Raw genomic sequence first — 17,618 nt, forward strand, 5'->3', positions numbered from 1 at the left:
GTGAAGTGCCTCGCCCCGCGAGGGCCGGGTCGCAAAGAATCATTCGGCCATTCGTAGGGACTCCACAAAGAAACCCGGCGACCTGAGGGCCTCGGAGACAGAGACCTTGACCACACCGCACCGCTACTGTGCGGTACGGGAGCCCGGCGTACCGTGGTGCGACAAGGGATTTCGCGACTTGAGCGTGCCTCGAATCACACTCCGTGTGGGCAAGCTCACCATTGGGGATGGGTCGTAAGCCAGTGTGCGGCTTCCCTAAACTCAGCTTGTTTCAAGGAGGGAGCCATCGTGCGCAAGGTGCTCATCGCCAACCGTGGCGAAATCGCTGTCCGTGTTGCCCGGGCCTGCCGGGATGCCGGGATCGCGAGCGTAGCCGTCTACGCCGATCCGGACCGGGATGCGCTGCATGTCCGGGCGGCGGACGAGGCGTTCGCTCTGGGCGGTGACACTCCGGCGGCCAGTTATCTGGACATCGCCAAGGTGCTCGCGGCCGCGGCCGATTCGGGAGCGGACGCGGTCCACCCGGGCTACGGATTTCTCTCCGAGAACGCCGAGTTCGCCCAGGCGGTCCTCGACGCGGGTCTGACCTGGATCGGTCCGCCCCCGCAGGCCATCCGTGACCTCGGCGACAAGGTGGCGGCCCGTCACATCGCCCAGCGCGCCGGTGCCCCGCTCGTCGCGGGCACCCCGGACCCGGTCTCGGGCTCGGACGAGGTCGTCGCGTTCGCCGAGCAGCACGGCCTGCCCATCGCGATCAAGGCTGCCTTCGGCGGCGGCGGCCGCGGCCTGAAGGTCGCCCGCACCCTCGAAGAGGTCCCCGAGCTGTACGACTCCGCGGTGCGCGAGGCCGTCGCGGCGTTCGGCCGGGGCGAGTGCTTCGTCGAGCGCTACCTCGACAAGCCCCGCCACGTCGAGACCCAGTGCCTGGCCGACACCCACGGCAACGTGGTCGTCGTCTCCACCCGTGACTGCTCGCTCCAGCGCCGCCACCAGAAGCTGGTCGAGGAGGCCCCTGCGCCGTTCCTGACCGAGGCGCAGAACGCGGAGCTGTACGCCGCGTCCAAGGCCATCCTCAAGGAGGCCGGCTACGTCGGCGCGGGCACCGTCGAGTTCCTGGTCGGCACCGACGGCACGATCTCCTTCCTGGAGGTCAACACCCGCCTGCAGGTCGAGCACCCGGTCACCGAAGAGGTCACCGGCATCGACCTGGTCCGCGAGATGTTCCGCATCGCCGACGGCGAGGCGCTCGGCTACGACGACCCGGCCGTGCGCGGGCACTCCTTCGAGTTCCGCATCAACGGCGAGGACCCGGGCCGCGGCTTCCTGCCCGCGCCGGGCACGGTGACCGTGTTCGCACCGCCGACCGGTCCCGGTGTCCGTCTGGACGCGGGTGTCGAGTCCGGCAGCGTGATCGGCCCGGCCTGGGACTCGCTCCTGGCCAAGCTGATCGTGACCGGCGCGACCCGTGAGCAGGCGCTGCAGCGTGCCGCGCGTGCGCTGGCGGAGTTCAACGTCGAGGGCATGGCCACCGCGATCCCCTTCCACCGCGCGGTGGTCGCGGACCCGGCGTTCACCGCGGACCCGTTCCGTATCCACACCCGATGGATCGAGACCGAGTTCGTCAACGAGATCCCGGCGTTCACGGCTCCGGCCGACGCAGAGACGGACGAGGAGCCGGGCCGCGAGACGGTCGTCGTCGAGGTCGGCGGCAAGCGTCTGGAAGTCTCCCTGCCCTCCTCGCTCGGCATGACGCTGGCCCGCACCGCCGCGGCCGGCGGCGCCAAGCCCAAGCGCCGCGCCGCGAAGAAGGCCGGTTCGGCTGCCTCCGGCGACACCCTGGCCTCGCCCATGCAGGGCACGATCGTCAAGGTCGCGGTCGAGGAGGGCCAGCAGGTCAACGAGGGCGACCTCGTCGTCGTCCTGGAGGCCATGAAGATGGAGCAGCCGCTGAACGCACACCGCTCCGGCACGATCAAGGGACTCTCGGCGGAGGTCGGCGCGTCCGTCTCCTCCGGCGCGATGATCTGCGAGATCAAGGACTGACGCACAGCGTCCCAGGGAGCCCCGGCCACCTTTTCGGCCGGGGCTCCTGCGTTTCCCCCACCCCGCCCCGCCTCTGGTTGAGCCGGGTTTCCTGGGGCTCCGCCCCAGGCCCCGTTCGCGCCTTGAGGGCGCTCGTCCTCAATCGCCGGACAGGCTGAGATGCTCCGGTGCCGGCCGGCATGGGCGCTGCTAGGGGTCTCGGGAAGGGGTGGGGGCCTCGGGGTCCGGGGCGGAGCACCGGCACAGCTGACCGCCCGCCCCCGGGCGGGCACGGGTGGCATGCTGGGGGCATGGATGGGAAAACGGGGGTTGGGGTTCGGCCCCTCAGGGCCGATGCGCGGCGCAACCACGACCGCCTGCTCGCCGTAGCCCGCACCGCCTTCGCGGAACGCGGCACGGACACCTCCCTGGAGGACGTGGCCCGCAGGGCCGGCGTGGGCATCGGCACCCTGTACCGGCACTTCCCCACCCGCCACGCCCTGCTGAGCGCGGTGTTCCAGAGCGAGGTGGACGTACTCCTCGACCGCTCAAGGGAGTTGCTGGACGCCGAGCAGCCCTGCACCGCGCTCATCGAGTGGCTGCGCGCCATCATCACGCACGCCGGGGTGTACCGGGGCCTGGCCCGCGCCCTCATGTCGGCCTCGGGCGACGCGAGTTCGGCCCTGGCCAGGTGCAGCGAGCCGATGCGGAAGGCGGGCGACGCCCTGCTCGTACGGGCCAGGGAAGCCGGTTCCGTACGAGCCGACGTCACCATCGCCGACCTCATGCAGCTGACCAACGCGATCGCCCTGGCGGCCGAACAGTCCCCGGACGACCCCGAGTTGGCGGACCGCCTGCTCGCCCTGACCTACCGGGGCCTGAAGGGGTAGAAGGCCCCCCGCCTCAGCGCCGCCGCAGATCCGCGACCCGTGCCCGCTCCCCCGGCCCCTGCGGCTCGCCCATGGACGCCGCGCTGCGCAACTGCGGGCCCGCACCGGGGCCGTGGCTGCGGCGCTGGCCGGGGAGCGGCATGTCGCGGCGCGGGGGACGGCCGGGGGTGGACTCGCCGCCCGTGCCCACGGGGCCGGCCACGGCGATCTGCACGCCCTGGTCGGCAAGGGCCTGCAACTCGGTGGCGGCACGGTCGTCGTGGCCCGGCGGCTCGTCGGTGACCAGGCGCGTGATCACGTCGGTCGGCACCGTCTGGAACATCGTGTCGGTGCCGAGTTTGGTGTGGTCGGCCAGGACCACGACCTCCGCGGCGGCCTGGACGAGGGCCCGGTCGACGGACGCCGAGAGCATGTTGGAGGTGGACAGGCCGCGTTCGGCCGTGAGTCCACTCCCCGACAGGAAGGCGCGGGAGACGCGAAGGCCCTGGAGGGACTGCTCGGCGCCACTGCCCACCAGGGCGTAGTTGGAGCCGCGCAGGGTGCCTCCGGTCATGACCACTTCGACCCGGTTGGCGTGCGCCAACGCCTGTGCCACCAAAAGGGAGTTGGTGACGACGGTCAGGCCGGGGACCCGTGCGAGCCGGCGGGCCAGCTCCTGCGTGGTCGTCCCCGCGCCGACCACAATGGCCTCGCCCTCTTCGACGAGGCTGGCGGCGAGGTCGGCGATGGCCGTCTTCTCCGCGGTCGCTAGATGGGATTTCTGCGGGAAGCCGGATTCGCGGGTGAACCCGCCCGGCAGCACCGCACCGCCGTGCCGACGGTCGAGGAGTCCTTCTGCCTCCAGCGCCCGCACGTCCCGCCGTACGGTCACTTCGGAGGTCTGGACGACGCGGGCGAGCTCACGGAGCGATACCGCCCCGTTGGCGCGCACCATTTCGAGGATCAATTGGCGACGTTCTGCAGCGAACACGAAACTGACAGTAACCTGGGCGGCCGAATATTCTCAGCAGTTTGCGCCGAACAACAGAAGATGCACTCAAAGGGGGTCATCGAGTGGTATACGTCCGGACCGGTACTCACAGGCCTCGCGCCGCCCTCGACAACCCCCTGTCCCACCAGGGAAGTTACGCCTCTCCGGCCTTCTTCCGGGTGTGCAGCTGACGGGCCACCTCGGCGATCGAGCCCGACAGCGACGGGTACACAGTGAACGCATTCGCGATCTGCTCGACCGTCAGATTGTTGTCGACCGCGATCGAGATCGGATGGATCAGTTCACTCGCGCGCGGTGCGACGACACAACCGCCCACGATGATGCCGGTGCCCGGCCGGCAGAAGATCTTGACGAAGCCGTCCCGGATGCCCTGCATCTTGGCGCGCGGGTTGCGAAGGAGCGGCAGTTTGACGACGCGGGCCTCGATCTTGCCCGCGTCGACGTCGGCCTGCGTGTAGCCGACGGTGGCGATCTCCGGGTCGGTGAAGACGTTGGAGGAGACCGTCTTCAGGTTGAGCGGGGCCACCGCGTCGCCCAGGAAGTGGTACATCGCGATGCGGCCCTGCATCGCGGCGACCGAGGCGAGCGCGAAGATGCCGGTCACGTCGCCGGCCGCGTACACGCCGGGGGCGGAGGTGCGCGAGACCTTGTCGGTCCAGATGTGGCCGGACTCCTTGAGGCGTACGCCCGACTCCTCCAGACCCATGTTCGCGGTGTTGGGGATCGCGCCGACGGCCATCAGGCAGTGGGTGCCGCTGATGACCCGGCCGTCGGAGAGGGTGACCTCGACGCGGTCGCCGACGCGCTTGGCGGACTCGGCGCGCGAGCGGGCCATGACGTTCATGCCGCGGCGGCGGAACACGTCCTCCAGGACGGCGGCCGCGTCCGGGTCCTCGCCCGGCAGCACCCGGTCGCGGGAGGAGACGAGGGTGACCTTGGAGCCGAGCGCCTGGTAGGCGCCCGCGAACTCGGCGCCGGTGACGCCGGAACCGACCACGATGAGCTCCTCGGGGAGCTCGTCCAGGTCGTACACCTGCGTCCAGTTGAGGATCCGCTCGCCGTCGGGCTGGGCGTCGGGCAGCTCGCGCGGGCTGCCGCCGGTGGCGATCAGGACGGCCTCGGCGGTGAGCATCTCCTCGGTGCCGTCGGCGGCCGTGACGATCACGTCGCGCGTGCCGTCGATGCCCTGGGGGCCCGCGAGCCGGCCGCGGCCGCGCATGACGCGGGCGCCGGCCCGGGTCACCGAGGCGGTGATGTCGTGGGACTGGGCGAGCGCGAGGCGCTTGACGCGCCGGTTGACCTTGCCGAGGTCCACGCCGACGACCCGGGCGGACTGCTCCTCGGGGGGCGTGTCGTCGGCGACGAGGATGCCCAACTCCTCGTACGAAGAGTCGAAGGTGGTCATCACCTCGGCCGTCGCGATCAGGGTCTTCGACGGCACGCAGTCGGTCAGCACCGACGCCCCGCCCAGACCGTCGCAGTCCACGACGGTCACCTCCGCACCGAGCTGGGCGCCCACCAGGGCCGCCTCGTATCCGCCCGGTCCGCCACCGATGATCACGATCCGCGTCACGAAAAAGTCCGCCTCGTAGTGTCGATCCCGGCCTGCCTGCCCGCCCGGCCGGGGGTCCGGGGCGGGGCCCCGGGGGAACGCAGTACGTACCTCATTGTCCCGCACGCTTCAAGTGTCCTCGCCCCGGGGGCGCCATTCGGCCGCCGTGGCGGGATCCGCCGCGGCCCGGATGCGGGCGGGCCGCACGAAGTACCCCCACGGGCCACTGTCGTACCCTCGACACCATGTCGCTCTACGCCGCGTACGCCGGCAACCTGGATCCGCGGCTGATGACCCGCCGCGCCCCGCACTCACCGTTGCGCGGCACCGGCTGGCTCAACGGCTGGCGCCTGACGTTCGGCGGGGAGCAGATGGGCTGGGAGGGCGCCCTCGCGACGATCGTCGAGGCACCCCGCTCGCAGGTCTTCGTCGCCCTGTACGACATCGCGCCGCTCGACGAGGAGTCGATGGACCGGTGGGAGGGGGTCGGGCTCGACATCTACCGCCGGATGCGGGTACGGGTGCACACGCTGGACGGCGAGGAAGCGGCCTGGCTGTACGTCCTGAACGGGTACGAGGGCGGTCTGCCCTCGGCTCGGTACCTGGGCGAGCTCGCCGACGCGGCCGAGTCCGCGGGCGCGCCGCACGACTATGTGATGGAACTCCGCAAGCGGCCCTGCTGAGTCCGGCCCGGAGCCCGGCCCCCTTGAAGACCAAGGTCAGGGCCGGGCTTCGCGCCTTTGCGGCGCGATGGCCGCTGCCGCTTTCGTGCGAAGCCACAAAGGGATCGGACAGGTCCGTTATCCTGCACATCTACGCGCGTAGGACTTCAGCGGTTACGCTCGTGCGCGTAATTCTTCTTTACCGGGGGAAATCCCCCGGACCCGGCCGGACAGTCACCGGGCGGGACGACGTTCCTTCGCGAGGCGAGAGACTCAGTGAACGCATCTGCCACCCCGGACCTGCTCCAGGACCCCCACGCCGCCGCCGACGCCGCCGCCGCGCGTCTGCGCGAGCTCACCGGCGCCGAGACCCACGACGTCGCCCTGGTGATGGGCTCCGGCTGGGCGCCGGCCGTCGACGCCCTCGGCGCCCCCGAGGCCGAGTTCCCCGTGACCGAGCTGCCGGGCTTCCCGCCGCCGGCCGTCGAGGGACACGGCGGCAAGATCCGCTCGTACAAGATCGGTGACAAGCGCGCGCTGGTCTTCCTCGGCCGTACGCACTTCTACGAGGGCCGCGGCGTCGCCGCCGTCTCGCACGGTGTGCGCACCGCCGTCGCCGCCGGCTGCAAGACCGTCGTGCTGACCAACGGCTGCGGCGGTCTGCGCGAGGGCATGCGCCCGGGCCAGCCGGTCCTGATCAGCGACCACCTCAACCTGACGGCCACCTCGCCGATCATCGGCGCCAACTTCGTGGACCTCACCGACCTGTACTCGCCGCGTCTGCGCGCGCTGTGCAAGGAGGTCGACGAGACGCTGGAAGAGGGCGTCTACGTCCAGTTCCCCGGCCCGCACTACGAGACCCCGGCCGAGATCAACATGGTCCGCGTGCTGGGCGGCGACCTGGTCGGCATGTCGACCGTGCTCGAAGCCATCGCCGCCCGCGAGGCCGGCGCGGAGGTCCTCGGGATCTCGCTCGTCACCAACCTCGCCGCCGGTCTCACCGGTGAGCCGCTCAACCACGAAGAGGTGCTCCAGGCGGGCCGCGACTCCGCGGCGCGCATGGGCGAGCTGCTCACCCGGGTACTCGACCGCATCTGATCCCCTTTTCGCGAAAGGCTGACAACGTGACGCAGGACCTGATCGCGCGGGCCCAGGCCTGGCTGGCCGAGGACCCCGACAGCGAGACGCGCGAGGAGCTCGCGAAGCTCATCGAGAGCGCGGACGCCGAGGAATTGGCCGCGCGGTTCAGCGGCACGCTGCAGTTCGGCACCGCCGGGCTGCGCGGCGAGCTGGGCGCCGGGCCGATGCGGATGAACCGTTCGGTCGTCATCCGGGCCGCCGCCGGGCTCGCCGCGTACCTGAAGGCGAAGGGCCAGGGCGACGGGCTCGTCGTCATCGGGTACGACGCCCGCTACAAGTCCGCGGACTTCGCGCGGGACACGGCGGCCGTCATGGTGGGCGCCGGGCTCAGGGCGACCGTCCTGCCCCGGCCGCTGCCGACGCCCGTACTCGCCTACGCCATAAGGCACTTGGGCGCCGTGGCCGGTGTCGAGGTGACGGCCAGTCACAACCCGCCGCGGGACAACGGCTACAAGGTCTACCTCGGTGACGGCTCGCAGATCGTGCCGCCCGCCGACGCGGAGATCGCCGCCGAGATCGACGCGGTCGTCTCGCTGAACGACGTACCGCGCCCCGAGAGCGGCTGGGAGGTGCTCGGGGACGAGGTCCTGGACGCCTATCTGGCGCGTACGGACGCGGTGTTGACCCCCGGGTCGCCGCGCACCGCGAACGTCGTCTACACGGCGATGCACGGCGTCGGCAAGGACGTGCTGCTCGCCGCGTTCGCGCGGGCCGGGTTCCCCGAGCCGGTGCTGGTGGCCGAACAGGCCGAGCCCGACCCGGCGTTCCCGACCGTGGCCTTCCCGAACCCGGAGGAGCCGGGCGCGATGGACCTGGCGTTCGCCACGGCCCGCCGCGCCGACCCCGACATCGTGATCGCCAACGACCCGGACGCCGACCGCTGCGCGGCCGCGGTCAAGGACCGGGACGGCGAGTGGCGGATGCTGCGCGGCGACGAGGTCGGCGCGCTGCTCGCCGCCCACCTGGTCACCAAGGGCGTCTCGGGTGTGTTCGCCGAGTCGATCGTGTCGTCCTCGCTGCTCGGCCGCATCGCCGAGGCCGCGGGGCTCGGCTACGAGGAGACGCTCACCGGGTTCAAGTGGATCGCCCGCGTGGACGGTCTGCGCTACGGCTACGAGGAGGCGCTCGGCTACTGCGTCGACCCCGAGGGCGTGCGCGACAAGGACGGCATCACGGCCGCGCTGCTGGTCGCCGAGCTCGCCTCCGTCCTGAAGGAGCAGGGCCGCACGGTCCTGGACCTCCTGGACGACCTGGCGCTTGCGCACGGCCTGCACGCCACCGACCAGCTGTCGGTGCGCGTCGAGGACCTCACCGTGATCTCGGACGCGATGGCGCGCCTGCGCGAGCAGCCGCCGACCGCGCTCGCGGGCCTGGCGGTCACCAAGGCCGAGGACCTCACCGAGGGGACCGAGGCCCTGCCGCCCACCGACGGTCTGCGCTACTACCTGGAGGGCGCCCGGGTGATCGTCCGCCCGAGCGGCACCGAGCCGAAGCTCAAGTGCTACCTGGAGGTCGTGGTCCCGGTCGGCTCCGCCGACGATCTTGACTCGGCCCGCGCCAAGGGCGCCGAGCTGCTCGCCGGCATCAAGAAGGACCTCGCGGCGGCCGCCGGCATCTGACGGACGGCACGCGACGGAGTGGGGCGGTGGTCGATCGACCACCGCCCCACTCCCGCTTTCGGGTGATTTCACACGGCGGTTGACGCAGCGGTGCGGCATCCGGCGGGGACTTGCGAGAAAGGGTGGCCCGTACCTCTCGCCGTGCCCGAGCCAAGGAGCCGTCGCCGTGTCACCGACCGCACCGCCACCGGCGTCGACCACGGTCCGTCGCCGTCCCGTCCCCGCCGCACGCCGGCACCCGGCCCGGCGCGGCACGGGCGGCCGGCCGCCGGCCGGGGAACGGGCACGGACCGCCCTCGGGTACGCCGGGCCCGCGCTGCTCGGCTATCTCGCGGTCCGCCTCTTCGGGATGCTCGTCCTCGCGAAGTGGGCGCACGTGCGCCACCACGGGATCTGGCCGACGCTCGCCACGTCCTGGGACTCCAACTGGTACCTCGGCATCGCCGACCACGGCTACGTCCACGCGCTGCACGCCGAGCAGCTGAACAACCTGGCCTTCTTCCCGCTGTACCCGTGCCTGGTGAAGGCGGTCGCGGCCGTCACGCCGGGCTCGCGGGCCAGCGTCGGTCTGCTGCTCGCGATCGGGTTCTCGCTGGTCGCCGCGTGCGGGGTGTTCGCGGTCGGCGACCGCCTGCACGGCCGCCGCACGGGCTCCCTGCTCACGGTCCTGTGGGCGGCGCTGCCGGTCGGCGTGGTCCAGTGGATGGGCTACACCGAGTCCCTGTTCACCGCGCTCACGGCGTGGGCGCTGTACTGCGTGCTGGCCCGGCGCTGGGTCTGGGCGGGCTCACTGGCGGCGCTGGCGGGCCTGACCCGCCCCACCGGCATCGCGATCGCGGCCGCCGTCTCACTGACCGCCCTCGTGGCCCTCGTACGCGCCCGCAGGCTCGACCGGCGCCTGGTGCTCGGCGGACTGCTCGCGCCGACCGGCTGGTGCGGCTACGTGGCCTGGGTGGGGCTGCGGCTCGGCCGCTGGGACGGCTATTTCGCGGTGCAGAAGGTCTGGGACAACGAGTGGGACGGCGGCATCGGCACCCTGCGCGACATGCGGTCCCTCCTCGTGTACGCGAACCGGCCGCCGCTGTTCCTGGTCCTGGTCACGCTGATCCTGATCCTGTCCGGCGCGCTGTACCTGCTCTCGCTCGCCGACCGCCAGCCGCCGGCCCTGCTGGTCTTCACGGGCGCGCTGCTCGTGGTCGTCCTCGGCAGCGGCGGCGTCTACTTCCCGCGGGCCCGGTTCCTGGTCCCCGGCTTTCCGCTGCTGCTGCCGGTCGCGCTGGCGCTGGCGCGGGCCCGCCGCACGGTCACCGTCCTGGTGCTCGGCGCGGCCACCCTGTCGTCGGCGTGGCTGGGCGCGTACATGCTCCTGGTGTGGCCGGGCCCGCCGTGAGCGGGGTCAGCCGATGGCGAGCAGGACGACGAACAGCACCGCACCGGCGACCGCCGGCGCGATCACCTCGTACGCCCAGCGGACAACGACCTCGCCCTGTGCGCTCTCGCGCAGGGCGCCCTGTTCGGCGAGGTCGCGCAGGTCCCGGATGGACTGGTCGGCGGGCGCCATGCGCGTCTTGGCAACGCTGACGTCGGCCGTGACCGGGACGCCGATCTGCCCGTCGACCGTCGCGTCCCGCACCTGGCGGCGGGCCGCCCGCTTGCGCTGGCGCAGCGAGACGGGGATCGCCCACAGCTGGTACTTGCCGCCCGCCTGGTCGAAGACCTCGCTGGAGTACCCGGCCCGTACGTCCGCCACGGACGCCCAGGGCAGCGTGATCGTACGGAACGGGTTGCGCACCAGGAGCCGGTCGGCGCCCGCGAACACGGCGGGGCGGAAGCTGAAGGCGACGATCAACGGCACCGCGCAGAGCAGCACGGCGAGCGCCAGCCAGGGGGCGTTGCCGTGGCCCTGGACCACGGCGTCGACGCCGAGCCAGATACCGATCGCAAGCAGCAGCGCGCCGCCGGCGATACCGGCGGGTGAGCGGTAGGTCCGGTCGGCGTAGGCCGGCTCGGCGGGCGGCGTGGGGCTCGTCATGGCCCGATTCTGCCTCAGAGCCAGGGCCCCGGTTCGCTCAGGCCACCAGATCCGCGTACAGGATGATGTTGTCGGGGCGGTGCCCGCCGGTCAGCTCGCCGCCGCAGGTGATGACGCGCAGCTCGGGGCGGTCGGTGTTGCCGTACACCTTCTGGGTCGGGAAGGCCGACTTGTCGACCTGTTCCAGCGCGCGGACCTTGAACTCGGCGGTCTTCCCGTCGGCGCGGGCCACCGAGACGAGGTCGCCGACCTTGACCTTGGAGACGTTCTTCAGGACGGCCGGGCCCTTGACGGTGTCGAAGTGCCCGATGAGTACGGCGGGCCCGGTCTGGCCCGGGGTGACCCCCTTGTCGTACCAGCCGATCTTGTCGGCGTCGGCGACGGAGGGCACCTCGACGGTGCCGTCGGCGGCGAGCCCGAGGTCGAGGACGGGGCCGGCGTCGACCCCGGCCGCCGGGATCCTCACCCGCACCGGCTTGGAGGCGGGCAGCGCGGTGGCTGCCCCGGGGGCGGCGGGGGCGCTGGAGGCGGCGGAGACGGTCGGGGGCGGGGTGGGCTCGGCGGGGCCGGAGCCGCAGCCCGCGGCCGAGACTCCGAAGGCGAGGACGAACAGGGCTGCGGCGGCCGAACGGGTCGCACGGGTGCGGGACATGGGGCGCTCCGGGAGGGCCATGGGGAGGGCGGGCCGCCGGTGGGGCGGCCCGCCCGGGGTGGTCAGATACGGGCGGCGTTGCGGCGACGCAGCACCACGTACCCGCCCGCTGCGACCACGGCGAGGCCCGCGCCGCCCGCGATCAGCGCGGTGTCGTCACCACCGCCCTGCTTGATGTCGGCGCCGGCCGCGACGGCCCCCTTGGGCACGACGGTGGTCTGGCCGCCGTTCTGCGTGGGCGCGTTGACCGGGGTCTTGGCCGCGGTGCCGCTCGCGCAACCGGCCGGGAGCTTGGGGAAGTCGGTGTAGGCGTACGGGGTGTCGCCGCCCTGGGTGCGCTGGCCGAGCTTGGGGGCGGCGGTGTTCGCGCCGTCCACGCGGATGCCCTGGCCGCTGACGGGGTGGGCGCGGTCCACGGTGGCGAACACCTTGAGACCGCTGTCGCGCAGGGACGCCTTCGCGCCCTCGGGGCCGTTGGTGAGCTTCACCGACATCCCGGCGTGGAAGACGCTGGGCACGACCTCGGTCACGGTGCAGCCGGAGCGGCCGTTGATGTACTCCGAATTCACCTTGCCCGTCGAGGAGTTGAGGGTCACGTGCATGCCGTGCACGAACGCGTCGACGTCCTCGCCCTCGGTCTCCATGATCTTGACGACCTTGCCGTTGGTGAGGAACTCGGCACGGTAGTGGTTCGTCGCGAACCGGTGCACCGCAAGGGTCTCGCCGTTGACCAGCTTGTACGTGGCGTCACCGGGGTCGGTGCAGGTCTTGGGCAGCGCCGGGAAGTTCTGCGACGTCCAGGGGGCGTCACCGCCCTGGCTGCGCTGGAAGAAGACCGCCTTGCCGCCCTTGGCCTCTTCGAGCTTGATGCCGTCGCTGAGGTCGGTGGGGTGGGCGCGGTCGACGCTCGCGACGACCTTCCCCTGGTCATTGCGCAGCTCCGCCTTCGGGCCGTTCGCCAGGTCGTTGGTGAGCGTGACGAACATGTACGGCTGGACCGAGGCGACGTCCTTGGTGACGTGGCACGTGCCGGAGGCCGCGGGGGCCGGGGCCGACGTGGCCGCGAAGGCGGCGGCCGGGGTGAGGAAGGCTCCGGCGAGGGCGGCGGTGGCGATCGCGGCGCGGAGCGAGGTGCGGGCGTAGGTCGACATGAACGACTCCATGAAGCAGGGCGGCCGAGCGGCCGGAGAAGGAAGGAGAAGGAGAGGTTGCATGCCGCCTCCTCTGCCGGGTGGGGCCGTTGAGGCTGGGCGGGGCTGCGAAAGAAAATCTATGCAGCACCTGTGCGAGAAGCGTCCGCTCCATGTCACAGGCGCGTGACAGAGCTCACCCCCGCTCACCTGAGCCCCGGGGGCTGTACAGGCAGCTACGCGCGTAGATATGCTCATCTGGTGACCATGCCCACCAATGCACCTGCAGCTGCCTTCGCCGACGCGACCGCGTCCGACGGCGCGCTGCGCCGCTTCCTCCACGGGCTCCCCGGCATCGACCCGGTGGGCCTGGAAGCTCGCGCCGCGTCCCTCGGCACCCGTTCGATCAAGACCTCGGCCAAGGCGTACGCCATCGACCTGGCCATTTCGATGATCGACCTGACGACGCTGGAAGGCGCGGACACCCCGGGCAAGGTCCGGGCGCTCGCCGCCAAGGCCGTCCACCCCGATCCGACCGACCGCACCACCCCGCACACCGCCGCCGTCTGCGTCTATCCGGACATGGTGGCGACCGCCAAGGAGGTGCTGAAGGGCTCGGACGTCAAGGTCGCGTCCGTCGCCACCGCCTTCCCGGCGGGCCGCGCGGCGCTGCCGGTCAAGCTCGCGGACGTACGGGACGCGGTCGCGGCCGGCGCCGACGAGATCGACATGGTGATCGACCGGGGCGCGTTCCTGGCCGGTCACTACCTCAAGGTGTACGAGGAGATCGCGGCCGTCCGCGCCGAGTGCGGCGACAAGGCCCGCCTCAAGGTCATCTTCGAGACCGGTGAACTGTCGACGTACGACAACATCCGCCGCGCCAGCTGGCTCGGCATGATGGGCGGCGCCGACTTCATCAAGACGTCGACGGGCAAGGTGGCCGTGAACGCCACGCCGCCCAACACTCTGGTGCTGCTCGAAGCCGTACGCGACTTCCGCGCCCAGACCGGGATCCAGGTCGGCGTGAAGCCGGCCGGCGGCATCCGCTCCACCAAGGACGCGGTGAAGTTCCTGGTCCTGGTCAACGAGACCGTGGGCGGGGACTGGCTGGACAACCACTGGTTCCGCTTCGGCGCCTCCTCGCTGCTCAACGACCTGCTGATGCAGCGTCAGAAGCTGGCGACCGGCCGCTACTCCGGCCCCGACTACGTGACGGTGGACTGAGACCATGGACATGAAGACACAGACATCTGTTTTTGACTACGCGCCGGCGCCCGAGTCGCGCTCGGTCGTCGACATCGCCCCCTCCTACGGCCTGTTCATCGACGGCGAGTTCACCGAGGCCGCCGACGGCAAGGTCTTCAAGACCGTCTCGCCGTCCACCGAGGAGGTCCTGTCCGAGGTCGCCCAGGCGGGCGCCGAGGACGTGGACCGGGCAGTGAAGGCCGCCCGCAAGGCGTTCGGGAAGTGGTCGGCGCTGCCCGGCTCCGAGCGCGCCAAGTACCTGTTCCGCATCGCCCGGATCATCCAGGAGCGCAGCCGCGAGCTGGCCGTCCTGGAGACCCTGGACAACGGAAAGCCGATCAAGGAGACCCGCGACGCGGACCTCCCGCTGGTCGCCGCGCACTTCTTCTACTACGCGGGCTGGGCCGACAAGCTCGACCACGCCGGGTACGGAGCGAACCCGCGCCCGCTGGGCGTCGCGGGCCAGGTCATCCCGTGGAACTTCCCGCTCCTGATGCTGGCGTGGAAGATCGCCCCGGCGCTGGCCACGGGCAACACGGTCGTCCTGAAGCCGGCCGAGACCACTCCCCTGTCGGCTCTGTTCTTCGCGGACATCTGCCGCCAGGCGGGCCTGCCCAAGGGCGTCGTCAACATCCTCACCGGGTACGGCGACGCGGGCGCGGCCCTCGTCGAGCACCCGGACGTGAACAAGGTCGCCTTCACCGGCTCGACCGCCGTCGGCAAGGCGATCGCCCGCTCGGTGGCCGGCACCTCCAAGAAGGTCACCCTGGAGCTGGGCGGCAAGGGCGCCAACATCGTCTTCGACGACGCCCCCATCGACCAGGCCGTCGAGGGCATCGTCTCCGGCATCTTCTTCAACCAGGGCCAGGTCTGCTGCGCGGGCTCGCGCCTCCTGGTCCAGGAGTCGATCCAGGACGAGCTGCTCGACTCGCTCAAGCGCCGCCTGTCCACGCTGCGCCTGGGCGACCCGCTGGACAAGAACACCGACATCGGCGCCATCAACTCGGCCGAGCAGCTGGCGCGCATCACCGCGCTCACCGAGACGGGCGAGGCGGAGGGCGCCGAGCGCTGGACCGCGCCGTGCGACCTGCCCTCGGCGGGTTACTGGTTCGCCCCGACGCTGTTCACCAACGTCACCCAGGCGCACACCATCGCCCGCGACGAGATCTTCGGCCCGGTCCTGTCCGTGCTGAGCTTCCGCACGCCGGACGAGGCCGTCGCCAAGGCCAACAACAGCCAGTACGGCCTCTCCGCCGGCATCTGGACGGAGAAGGGCTCGCGCATCCTCGCGGTCGCGAACAAGCTCCGCGCCGGTGTCGTCTGGGCCAACACGTTCAACAAGTTCGACCCGACCTCGCCGTTCGGCGGCTACAAGGAGTCGGGCTTCGGCCGCGAGGGCGGCCGGCACGGTCTGGAGGGTTACCTCGATGTCTGAGAAGTCGTCTGAGAAGTCCGAGCCGACGCGTCTCGGCGTCTTCAAGACCTACAAGCTGTACGTGGGCGGGAAGTTCCCGCGTTCCGAGAGCGGCCGGGTGTACGAAGTGGTCGACAGCAAGGGCAAGTGGCTGGCCAACGCGCCCCTCTCCTCCCGCAAGGACGCGCGGGACGCGGTCGTCGCGGCCCGCAAGGCGTTCGGCGGCTGGGCCGGCGCGACCGCGTACAACCGGGGCCAGATCCTCTACCGCATCGCCGAGATGCTGGAGGGCCGCAAGGACCAGTTCGTGCGGGAGGTCGCCGAGGCCGAGGGCCTGTCGAAGTCGAAGGCCGCCGCCGTCGTGGACGCGGCCATCGACCGCTGGGTCTGGTACGCGGGCTGGACGGACAAGATCGGCCAGGTCGTGGGCGGGGCGAACCCGGTCGCGGGCCCGTTCTTCAACCTCTCCACCCCCGAGCCGACCGGCGTCGTCACGGTCCTCGCGCCCCAGGAGTCGTCGTTCCTGGGCCTGGTCTCGGTCATCGCCCCTGTCATCGCGACCGGCAACACCGTCATCGTGATCGCCTCCGAGAAGGCACCGCTTCCGGCGCTCTCGCTCGGTGAGGTGCTCGCCACCTCCGACCTGCCGGGCGGCGTGGTCAACGTCCTGTCCGGCAAGACGGCCGAGATCGCGGCGCCGCTGGCCGCGCACCAGGACGTCAACGCGATCGACCTGACGGGCGCGGGTTCCGACCTCGCGCGCGACCTGGAGATCGCGGCGGCGGACAACCTCAAGCGCGTCGTGCGCCCCAAGGCCGTGGACTTCTCCGCGGACCCGGGCACCGACCGCCTGACCGCGTTCCTGGAGACCAAGACGGTCTGGCACCCGACGGGTTCGCTGGGCGCGTCCGGCTCCGCGTACTGAGCCGACTTGCCCGAGGCCCCCGCCAGTTGGACCGGCGGGGGCCTCGGGCATCTCTCGCGCCGGATACGGACGCGCGGGCTCAGCCGGGCAGCAACCCCGCGGCCTGGCCGGCGACGGGGAGGTCCTTGAGGGCTCCGCCACTCGTCACCGGGCTCGTCGCCATCTCCGTCGAGACGGGCTGGAAGTCCGCGACCTGGGTGCCCACGCCGTTGTTCAGCGGGTCGACCCCGGTGTTGGCCAGCGGGTCGAGCCGCAGCGACTTCGCGGGAGCGATCGCGTAGCCGACCGCCCCGGCCGCGCCCTGCGCGCCCGCCGCGAGGTCGTTGGCCATCGCGCTCTGCCCCGTCGCGGGAGCCTCGGCCACGGGCGCCGCCTGCGCCGCCGAACCCGCGCCGGCCAGGGCCGCGCCGGCCGCGGTGACGGTGAGCCCGGCCCGCAGCAGGGCGCGGTGGCGCAGGGTCCTGGCGGCCTTTGCGGCCTCGTGATGTCCCATGGGATCCCACTCACTCTCGTACGGAAGGTGCGTAATCGCGCGGGCACGAAGCGTAGTTGAGATGTGATGCTCGATACCAACGGCCTCCCCGAGGGGTACCACTCCCGGGTGCATGGCCCACACTGGTGTCCCGTGAGTTCATCTGCCATTCCGACGCGCGTCGTCCTGCTGTCGGGGCCCTCCGGCTCCGGCAAGTCGTCCCTCGCCGCCCGCACGGACCTGCCCGTGCTGCGCCTCGACGACTTCTACAAAGAAGGTGACGACCCGACCCTGCCGCTGGTGGCGGGCAGTGCGGACATCGACTGGGACTCCCCGCTGTCCTGGGACGCGGACGCCGCGGTCCGCGCCATCACCGAACTGTGCCGTACGGGGCGCACCGCCGTGCCGGTCTACTCGATCGCGACGAGTTCCATCACCGGCACCACCGCACTCGGCATCGACCGCACTCCGCTGTTCATCGCGGAGGGCATCTTCGCCGCCGACATCGTGACCCGCTGCCAGGAGCTCGGGGTGCTCGCGGACGCGATCTGCCTGCGCGGGCGGCCCTCCACGACCTTCCGCCGCAGGCTGCTTCGCGACCTGAAGGAGGGCCGCAAGTCGGTGGCGTTCCTGCTGCGCCGCGGCTGGCGTCTGATGCGCGCAGAGCGCGCGATCGTCGCCCGCCAGACCGCGCTGGGCGCCCACCCCTGCGGCAAGGAGGAAGCCCTCGGCCGCATCGCGGGCGCGGCGGCCGGCCGGTGCCGCACGGCGGCCGTGGCATAGCCGAACGCGCGCGAACAAAATGAAGCGGCGGGGCCGATTGGCCCCGCCGCTTCCCCCGTTACCCCGTTACCCCCGTGAGTGGCCCCCGT

Annotated in this window: 16 protein-coding genes; 10 read left to right on the forward strand and 6 right to left on the reverse strand. The window is 71.7% G+C overall.

Annotated elements, in window-relative coordinates:
• The first annotated feature begins 288 nt into the window (after window positions 1-288).
• Both IE206_RS16400 and IE206_RS16405 read left to right on the forward strand, forming a co-directional pair.
• Window positions 289-2,043 carry an acetyl/propionyl/methylcrotonyl-CoA carboxylase subunit alpha gene (locus IE206_RS16400; RefSeq protein ID WP_189962915.1) on the forward strand — a complete coding sequence of 585 codons (1,755 nt, stop codon included), beginning with the start codon at window positions 289-291 and terminating at the stop codon, window positions 2,041-2,043.
• Window positions 2,044-2,333: 290 nt separating this feature from the next.
• Window positions 2,334-2,912 carry a TetR/AcrR family transcriptional regulator gene (locus IE206_RS16405; RefSeq protein WP_189962916.1) on the forward strand — a complete coding sequence of 193 codons (579 nt, stop codon included), beginning with the start codon at window positions 2,334-2,336 and terminating at the stop codon, window positions 2,910-2,912.
• Between the two features lie 13 nt (window positions 2,913-2,925).
• Here IE206_RS16405 and IE206_RS16410 read toward each other — a convergent pair whose 3' ends face one another.
• Both IE206_RS16410 and IE206_RS16415 read right to left on the reverse strand, forming a co-directional pair.
• A complete protein-coding gene (locus IE206_RS16410; RefSeq protein ID WP_189962917.1) occupies window positions 2,926-3,882 on the reverse strand; it encodes a DeoR/GlpR family DNA-binding transcription regulator in 957 nt (318 codons plus the stop codon).
• 154 nt (window positions 3,883-4,036) lie between these two features.
• Window positions 4,037-5,476: an NAD(P)H-quinone dehydrogenase gene (locus tag IE206_RS16415; protein ID WP_189962918.1), complete on the reverse strand. Its 1,440-nt coding sequence runs from the start codon at window positions 5,474-5,476 to the stop codon at window positions 4,037-4,039.
• A gap of 224 nt (window positions 5,477-5,700) precedes the next feature.
• Between IE206_RS16415 and IE206_RS16420 the strand changes: the two genes are divergently transcribed.
• From IE206_RS16420 to IE206_RS16435, 4 genes are all read left to right on the forward strand, one after another.
• Window positions 5,701-6,138 (forward strand): gamma-glutamylcyclotransferase family protein, encoded by a 438-nt coding sequence (locus tag IE206_RS16420; protein WP_100575073.1) that lies wholly within the window; start codon window positions 5,701-5,703, stop codon window positions 6,136-6,138.
• Window positions 6,139-6,393: 255 nt separating this feature from the next.
• Window positions 6,394-7,215: a purine-nucleoside phosphorylase gene (locus tag IE206_RS16425; protein ID WP_053728284.1), complete on the forward strand. Its 822-nt coding sequence runs from the start codon at window positions 6,394-6,396 to the stop codon at window positions 7,213-7,215.
• A gap of 26 nt (window positions 7,216-7,241) precedes the next feature.
• Entirely contained in the window at window positions 7,242-8,876 is a 1,635-nt protein-coding gene (locus IE206_RS16430; protein WP_189962919.1) for a phospho-sugar mutase, read from the forward strand.
• A 166-nt stretch (window positions 8,877-9,042) separates the two neighbouring features.
• The gene (locus IE206_RS16435) at window positions 9,043-10,266 is read left to right on the forward strand and encodes a putative hexosyltransferase (RefSeq protein ID WP_189962920.1); all 1,224 of its coding nucleotides are present in this window, start codon (window positions 9,043-9,045) and stop codon (window positions 10,264-10,266) included.
• A 6-nt stretch (window positions 10,267-10,272) separates the two neighbouring features.
• Here the strand turns inward: IE206_RS16435 and IE206_RS16440 are convergent, their stop codons facing one another.
• From IE206_RS16440 to IE206_RS16450, 3 genes are all read right to left on the reverse strand, one after another.
• Window positions 10,273-10,908, reverse strand: coding sequence for a PH domain-containing protein (locus tag IE206_RS16440; RefSeq protein ID WP_189962921.1), 636 nt, complete (start codon window positions 10,906-10,908; stop codon window positions 10,273-10,275).
• A 37-nt stretch (window positions 10,909-10,945) separates the two neighbouring features.
• On the reverse strand, window positions 10,946-11,560 hold the full coding sequence (locus IE206_RS16445; RefSeq protein WP_226598875.1) for a class F sortase: 615 nt from the start codon (window positions 11,558-11,560) through the stop codon (window positions 10,946-10,948).
• Window positions 11,561-11,622: 62 nt separating this feature from the next.
• Complete coding sequence (locus IE206_RS16450; RefSeq protein ID WP_189962923.1) at window positions 11,623-12,711, reverse strand: hypothetical protein; 1,089 nt, start codon at window positions 12,709-12,711, stop codon at window positions 11,623-11,625.
• Window positions 12,712-12,957: 246 nt separating this feature from the next.
• Between IE206_RS16450 and deoC the strand changes: the two genes are divergently transcribed.
• Genes deoC through IE206_RS16465 form a run of 3 tightly spaced genes read left to right on the forward strand, consistent with a single transcriptional unit; the run spans window position 12,958 to window position 16,274 of the window.
• The gene (gene deoC / locus IE206_RS16455) at window positions 12,958-13,914 is read left to right on the forward strand and encodes a deoxyribose-phosphate aldolase (RefSeq protein ID WP_189963122.1); all 957 of its coding nucleotides are present in this window, start codon (window positions 12,958-12,960) and stop codon (window positions 13,912-13,914) included.
• A gap of 10 nt (window positions 13,915-13,924) precedes the next feature.
• Complete coding sequence (locus IE206_RS16460) at window positions 13,925-15,370, forward strand: aldehyde dehydrogenase family protein (RefSeq protein WP_189963123.1); 1,446 nt, start codon at window positions 13,925-13,927, stop codon at window positions 15,368-15,370.
• On the forward strand, window positions 15,363-16,274 hold the full coding sequence (locus IE206_RS16465; protein WP_189962924.1) for an aldehyde dehydrogenase family protein: 912 nt from the start codon (window positions 15,363-15,365) through the stop codon (window positions 16,272-16,274). Before IE206_RS16460 ends, IE206_RS16465 begins: the two co-directional genes overlap by 8 nt.
• Window positions 16,275-16,353: 79 nt before the next feature.
• Here the strand turns inward: IE206_RS16465 and IE206_RS16470 are convergent, their stop codons facing one another.
• Window positions 16,354-16,767 carry a hypothetical protein gene (locus tag IE206_RS16470; RefSeq protein ID WP_189962925.1) on the reverse strand — a complete coding sequence of 138 codons (414 nt, stop codon included), beginning with the start codon at window positions 16,765-16,767 and terminating at the stop codon, window positions 16,354-16,356.
• 66 nt (window positions 16,768-16,833) lie between these two features.
• On the opposite strand from IE206_RS16470, the gene IE206_RS16475 reads away from it, so the two are divergent.
• Window positions 16,834-17,529 (forward strand): uridine kinase, encoded by a 696-nt coding sequence (locus tag IE206_RS16475; protein ID WP_189962926.1) that lies wholly within the window; start codon window positions 16,834-16,836, stop codon window positions 17,527-17,529.
• Window positions 17,530-17,618: the final 89 nt, after the last annotated feature.

Origin of the sequence: Streptomyces violascens (assembly GCF_014649955.1) — a bacterium.
GTDB lineage: Bacteria > Actinomycetota > Actinomycetes > Streptomycetales > Streptomycetaceae > Streptomyces > Streptomyces violascens.